Source organism: Lutibacter sp. (assembly GCF_021647475.1).
Lineage (GTDB): Bacteria > Bacteroidota > Bacteroidia > Flavobacteriales > Flavobacteriaceae > Lutibacter.
In genome coordinates, this window is the sequence record NZ_JAKIUR010000089.1 from 1 (window position 1) to 6,836 (window position 6,836).

Annotated in this window: 5 protein-coding genes; 1 reads left to right on the plus strand and 4 read right to left on the minus strand. The window is 28.4% G+C overall.

Annotated elements, in window-relative coordinates; translation table 11 throughout:
• Nucleotides 1-200: 200 nt before the first annotated feature.
• The 4 genes from L3J60_RS13140 to L3J60_RS13155 form a co-directional block, all read right to left on the minus strand.
• Nucleotides 201-863, minus strand: a complete 663-nt coding sequence (locus L3J60_RS13140) for a 3'-5' exonuclease (protein WP_291976022.1) — start codon at nt 861-863, stop codon at nt 201-203.
• Nucleotides 863-2,782, minus strand: a complete 1,920-nt coding sequence (locus tag L3J60_RS13145) for a DUF294 nucleotidyltransferase-like domain-containing protein (RefSeq protein WP_291976023.1) — start codon at nt 2,780-2,782, stop codon at nt 863-865. The genes L3J60_RS13140 and L3J60_RS13145 overlap by 1 nt, the downstream gene beginning before the upstream one ends.
• Nucleotides 2,783-2,921: 139 nt before the next feature.
• Entirely contained in the window at nt 2,922-3,680 is a 759-nt protein-coding gene (locus L3J60_RS13150) for a lysophospholipid acyltransferase family protein (protein ID WP_291976024.1), read from the minus strand.
• Nucleotides 3,680-4,771 carry a M42 family metallopeptidase gene (locus tag L3J60_RS13155; RefSeq protein ID WP_291976026.1) on the minus strand — a complete coding sequence of 364 codons (1,092 nt, stop codon included), beginning with the start codon at nt 4,769-4,771 and terminating at the stop codon, nt 3,680-3,682. Before L3J60_RS13155 ends, L3J60_RS13150 begins: the two co-directional genes overlap by 1 nt.
• Before the next feature lie 730 nt (nt 4,772-5,501).
• Here L3J60_RS13155 and L3J60_RS13160 point away from each other — a divergent pair.
• Nucleotides 5,502-6,401: a DUF4294 domain-containing protein gene (locus tag L3J60_RS13160; protein ID WP_291976025.1), complete on the plus strand. Its 900-nt coding sequence runs from the start codon at nt 5,502-5,504 to the stop codon at nt 6,399-6,401.
• Nucleotides 6,402-6,836: the final 435 nt, after the last annotated feature.

A 6,836-nucleotide genomic window follows, 5' to 3' on the forward strand; every position in this document is an offset into this window, starting at 1 on the left:
AAATAGGCTTTACAAACATCATCATTTGGTAGTTCTTTTATAAAGTTTAGTATATCTTGCCCTTTAAATTGTTCCATATCTCTTTGTTTAAAGAGATAAATATACGGTAACTAAATGACTAACTCAAATTGATTATTCATATGATGAGATTCTGAAATAAATTCAGAATGACGAGTCAAGACTTTTTTGACAGCTTCTTTTTATAGCAACCCTTTTCGATTTGAAGCTCTAAACAAATCAGAATAATGTAAATTACGTTGTTGTTTTAATTTTGATATAATCTTTAAAAATAATAGTGCCGTTATAAAAGCATCGCCAGAGGCGGTATGTCTGTCGTGTTTTGGTATTTTAAATTCATCGGATAATACATCTAAATTAAAATGTTTGTCTTTTTTGCCTTCTAGTTTTTTATATAATATTCCAGTATCAATAAATTTATTTTTTAATTTAGGAATATTCATTCGTTTTAAAGCCATATTTATCATTTCAATATCAAAAGCTGCATGATGGGCAACTAATACTGCATTTCCAATAAAGGTTATAAATTTCTCAATAGCGTTTGATTCCTCTATTTTATTTAATTTTCCTTCTTTTAAAATACCATGAATTTTTACTGTTTCAGCACTAAAATTGTTTTGTTTTACATAAATTTCAAATGTTTTTGAAATATCAATAGTATTATCAAAAACAGAAACAGCACCAATAGATAAAATCCTATTGATTTTAGTATTTAACCCTGTGGTTTCTGTATCAAAAATAACAAACCGTGTATTTTCAATGTTTTTTGATTGTTTTTGTTTGAATTGGGTTAGATATTCTTTCCAAAAGTTTGGATAATTATTATGTTTAAATAGTGAAATCATTACATCATTTGGGCTAAGTTATAACGAATTTTCACTAACTCTTGTATGTTTTTTATAGTTGAAAAACAACCTTTTAATTTTAATTTTTCAGATTTATTTAAATTATTTAAGTCTAAATATCTACCATTATCGTTATGTTTAATTCCTTGTGTTGTTCTATAACGAAGTAATATTTTAAAGGAATCAATACATGATAAATATACATTTTTGTTTTGTGGCTCAACTTCTATTAGTTTTTGAAACCTTGCAATAGTGTTATTTACATCTTTTATATGATGAGATAAAGTAAGTAGCCTAGCAGCATCAATTAATGGCATTAATGCTCTACTTTTTAAATCGAACTGATCTTTATTCTCCCCATTTTGTTCAACCAAAAATTGTCTAAAAAAACCGAGTGGCGGTGGATTTTCCATGGCATTTCTTCCTAAAAAATTTAGAAATATTTCATAATTAGTGATAGATTTAAATATGCTTTCAGATATTTTTTGCACTAAATTTGTATCGCCATAAACAAGGGTATAATCAAAAAATATAGTACACATCATTACTGCTTTTTCTGTAGGTTTTGTAATCCAAGTATTAAATTGATTTTCCCATTCATCTAAGGATAAACACCATTTTGGATTTTTAGCCATCATATCGGCAGGACAATATTCATATCCAATAAAGTGAAGTTTATCATTTATTTTTTTTGCGAGTTTTAAAAAATAAGCTTTTGTTTTAGAGTAATCTTCCTCATTTACATTTTCAAAAACTAGTGCATTATCTTGGTCTGTAATTAATAATTGTTCGTGTCTGCCTTGGCTACCTAAAGCTAGCCAGCTAAATTTTACAGGTGGATCTGATTTCATTTCGGTTAAAGAAAATGCGATAGCTTTAACAGTTAAGGCATCATTAATTTCTGAAATAACGTTTAATATAAAAATTAAAGGAACTTTTTGCTCTATATATCCTTTTAGTAACTCGTAAGATTTATTTTTAATATATCGAAGTGTATTTATATTTTTTGCTCGTTTTAATTCTTTTATTAAAACGGAAGGATTGTTGCCATGTAAAACAACGATGTCATGCTCAGATAAAACTCCAATTAATTCTGTATTTGGAGTGCCATCTTTGGTAATACATAAATGGGTTATTTTATGCCTTAGCATGGCAATTTGAGCTTCGGTTGTGGTTATTTTTTCATGAGAAGTTATAACTGGAGAAGACATAACATCAGCCACTTTGTTTTGAATTGAAAATAGTCCTGTTGCAATTTTTAATCGTAAATCTTTATCCGTAATAATTCCAATTGGATTTTTGTTTTCAACTATTAATATTGAACCTACTCTTTTATCACACATAATATCTGCAGCATTTTTAACACTAGTATTTTTTGAGCAGGTTATAGGATGTTTGCTGTATTTTATAGTTTGAATATCTGCTAAATCTGATTGATTTAATTGTAACATTTCTTCATTCGCAAAAAGATGTCCATTATTGTTTTTTGCATATGGAGATCTAATATTTGTAGAAAAACTAGCGATTAAAAATTTGTTTGCTTTGTCATTTGTTTTAATAATTTCTTTTAGTAATTGAATAGGAATTGCGTATAAAATAGATTCTTCGTTTGCTTTAGCATTTAATAAATAATTATCTCCTTGTATTAAGGCTCTTAATCCAAAAATATCTCCTTCATCACAAATATCTACTAATATTTGCTCGTTATCCATAGCTCTATATAAACCAATAGCACCATCTTTAACTACGTAAAAGTTTTCATGTGGATTTTGGTCTTGTTCAAAAATAAATTTTTCTTTTTCAAAATAGGTAACCTTTATGTTTGATGAAATTAATAGTAGTTGATCTTTTTCTAAAATATCAAAAGGAGGAAAATTTTTTAAAAAATCATAAATGCGTTCGGCAATTGTATTTTTCATAAAGAATTGTTAATAAGTTCTAATTAATAAATTTACAAAAAAATGTTGAGATATTTGCTGATGAGGATTTATGGAATTTAAATTATAAGGTATAAAAAAACCTCATTAAAATTTTTACATTAATGAGGTTATAATGTTTTTAGCTAATTTTATTCCAATCTTTTCTAAACCTAATTAATTCCTTATCAATAACTTCTTTAGATTTTTTAATTAATTCTTCAGGATTATCTCCGTAAATAGGAGCTAAGTAGCTTATTTTAACTTCCGTTCTCCATTTGCCAAAGCAACGAATAAAATGAGGTAAAAAAGTATCATCGCCAATCCAAGCATCGCTTAAATATTTATAATCAATGGCAATGGGTATAACAGGTACTTTAAGTTGTGCTGCTAGTTTAAAAGCACCAGGTTTAAAAGCAATGGTAGTTGGCTCAATATGTGTGGTTCCTTCAGGAGTGTTTAAAATTGAAAATCCATTTTTTAAAATAGCTTGTGTTTTCTTCAATGTGTTTTGTCTACTTATTTTTTCTTCTCGATTTACAAAAACAACTCCAGTAGTTTTACAAACAGCTCCAATTAAAGGCCATGAAGCAACTTCAATTTTAGCAATAGGATAGGCTAAAATATTTTGTAATATTACAATAGGATCAAAATAACTTCTATGATTTGAAATTATTAAACCCGATTCAGTGGGGACTTTACCATAGGTAATTATGCTACTTCCTAATATAACTAGTAAATTTCTAATAATAAATCGTCTGTAAAGTATGCCTCTTTTTAATTTTTTATCATCAAATTTAATAAACAAATTAGTAAATAACAACCAGCCAAAAATGGTGGAAGTCATTAAGGCAAATAATAAAAGCCTAGTTATACCTAAAAGGGATTTTACTATTTTCATTAATCAAAATAGCTAAAAGTTTCGTTTCCTTTAATTTTTAATAAGGATTCATAAATAAGTTTAATCACATTTTCAACATCATCTTTATGAACCATTTCAACCGTGGTATGCATATAACGCAATGCCAATGAAATTAATGCAGAAGGTACACCGCCATTGCTATAAGCAAAAGCATCCGTGTCTGTTCCGGTAGCTCTAGATGATGCTAAACGTTGGAAAGGTATTTTTTTAGTTTCCGCCGTTTTAACTATTAATTCTCTTAATTTATTTTGTACCGCAGGTGCATAACTAATTACAGGTCCATCGCCACTTTTTGTTTCACCTTCTTTCTTTTTATCAATCATTGGTGTGCTAGTATCGTGGCAAACATCAGTAACAATTGCAATATTTGGTTTAATGGTTTGGGTAATCATTTCGGCACCACGCAATCCAATTTCTTCTTGTACCGAGTTGGTAATATATAAGCCAAAAGGTAATTTTACCTTATTTTCTTTTAATAAACGAGCAACTTCAGCAATCATAAATCCACCCATTCTATTATCTAAAGCTCTACAAACAAAATTAGTTTTATTCAAAATAAAAAATTCATCAGGATACGTAATTACACAACCCACATGAACTCCTAATTTTTCAACTTCTTCTTTAGTTTTACAACCACAATCAATAAAAATATTTTCTAATTTAGGAGTTTCTTCCTTTCCTTTTAATCTTGTATGAATTGCTGGCCATCCAAAAACACCTTTAACAATGCCTTTTTTAGTATGAATATTTACGATTTTTGATGGAGCAATTAAGTGGTCGCTACCACCATTTCTAATCACGTAAATAATTCCTTCAGGCGTAATATAATTCACATACCACGAAATTTCATCTGCGTGACCTTCAATAACTACTTTAAACTTAGCATCCGGATTTATAACCCCAACCGCAGTGCCGTAACTATCCGTTATAAAAGTATCAACATAAGGCTTAAGGTAATTCATCCAAATTTTTTGACCTTCTTGTTCATAGCCAGTAGGAGCAGCATTATTTAGGTATTTCTCTAAAAAAGAAATTGATTTTTTGTTAAGTATCGATTTTGATTTGTTCATGGTATATTTAATTTGCACCAAAAATACGGATGTTTTATACATTACAAAAATATTTATTTGGGTGTTCCCTTGTAGGTCGTGCTATCCGTTATATCTTTTTTTTGTGAAATCAAAAAAAAGGATGCCACTACTATCACTAACACGGTTAAACATTTGTCATATTGAGCTTAGTGATGAAGTAATTTTTCACTTGATACAATCCGTCATAGCGAGGAGCGATAGCAACGTGGCTATCTCATGAATTCAACTCAAAACAATAGAGATTGCCACGTTGTATTCACAAAAACGTCATAACTAGCCTCATTTTTCTGAGGCATGGTTATCTCATTGTAAATAGATTTAATTGAACAGATTGCCACGGTTTTTTCAAAACCTTGTAATGACAGAATTAATTCGTCATTGCAAACGTAGTGAAGCAATTTTTTCCTTAGAATCTAACTCATCCTAGCAAAGGAGGCACAACTGTGGCAATTTTTGCATAGAAACCACGCTTTCCCTTTTTTATAGCAATTATGCAATGTCTAACCTAACCCATTTTTAAAATGGGTTAGGTTATTATTTTCCATTTAGTCTAATTAAAAGTTTGTTATACTGAGCTTGTCAAAGTATATAATTAAAGTAATCTTTCACTTGATACAATCCGTCATAGCGAGGAGCAATAGCAACGTGGCTATCTCATGAATTCAACTCAAAATAACAAAGATTGCTACGGTTTTTCCAAAACCTCGCAATGACAAAATCAACTCGTCATTGCGAATGCAGTGAAGCAATCTTTTCCTTAAAGAAACCACGCTTTCCCTTTTTTATAGCAATTATGCAATATATAACCAGTTTTACACAACGAAGTAATCATTTTTTAAACTATAAAATAGTTATTTATAAAATTAAAATATATGTAACTTTGCTACCTTATATATATAGGTACAATAAATTGATTTTTAAAAGTAAATACATACTACCCTTTTTAGTGGTTTTAGTAACAAATGTTGTTTTTTCACAAGAAGAACCAAAAACGGACTCCATTCCTTTAAATCAAAAATACATCATTTTTAAAGGCGATACTTTATTAATTAAATTACATGAGGTTCAATTACTAAAAAAACTTAATTTTAAAACAAATTATGATAGACGTTATTATTTTTGGTTTCGAAAAAAAGTACTCAAAGCGTATCCTTATGCTAAATTAGGAACTGAGCGTTTAACTATTTTAAATGAAAGATTATCCAAAATTAAATCAAAACGACAAAAAAGAAAGTACACTAAACTTATTCAAAAATATATGGAAGGTGAATTTACCATCCAATTAAAAAAGCTTACAAGAATGGAAGGTAGAATACTTATTAAATTAATAGATCGTCAAACGGGAGATACAGCTTTTCATTTAGTAAAAAATTTACGAAGTGGCTGGAAGGCATTTTGGTATAATACAACCGCAAATATATTTAAACTATCATTAAAAGATATCTATGATCCGGTAAATAATAAGGAAGATTTCTTAATTGAAGATATTTTGCAACGTGCTTTTATAAATGGAGTATTAGAAGAACAACCTTCAAAACTTAATTTTAATTATCTTGAATTAAGTAAAAAATGGATGAATGCTCCAAAACCACCTTTAAAAAAGCATTAATTTGAGATTTTTTGTATTGCATATTTCAAAAAAATAACCTAAATTAATTGTCCCAAATTTGAAAACTTACCCCAATGTAATTTTTATAATTCACTAACTATTTAAAAAACAGTGTATTATTTTGATATTTAAAAAATTTAAAAAAAAGGTTTAAAAAAGCTTGTTTGAGGAACATAAAAAGTATTACATTTGCCACCGCTAACAAGGAAATGGTTTAGCAAAAAGTTCTAAAAATGCAGCAAAAAAAAACTTTAAAAAAACGTCAAATAATATTTGGTGATTAAATAGAAAGGTTTTACATTTGCACCCGCTTTGAGAGATACGGAGCAAAAAGAGGAAAAGAAGTTCATTGAAAATATTGAAATTGACAGCGTAAAAATGAGTAAGAAACTAGATTTGCAAGAATTTAGGAAATTCTTTTGAGAAACTATAACA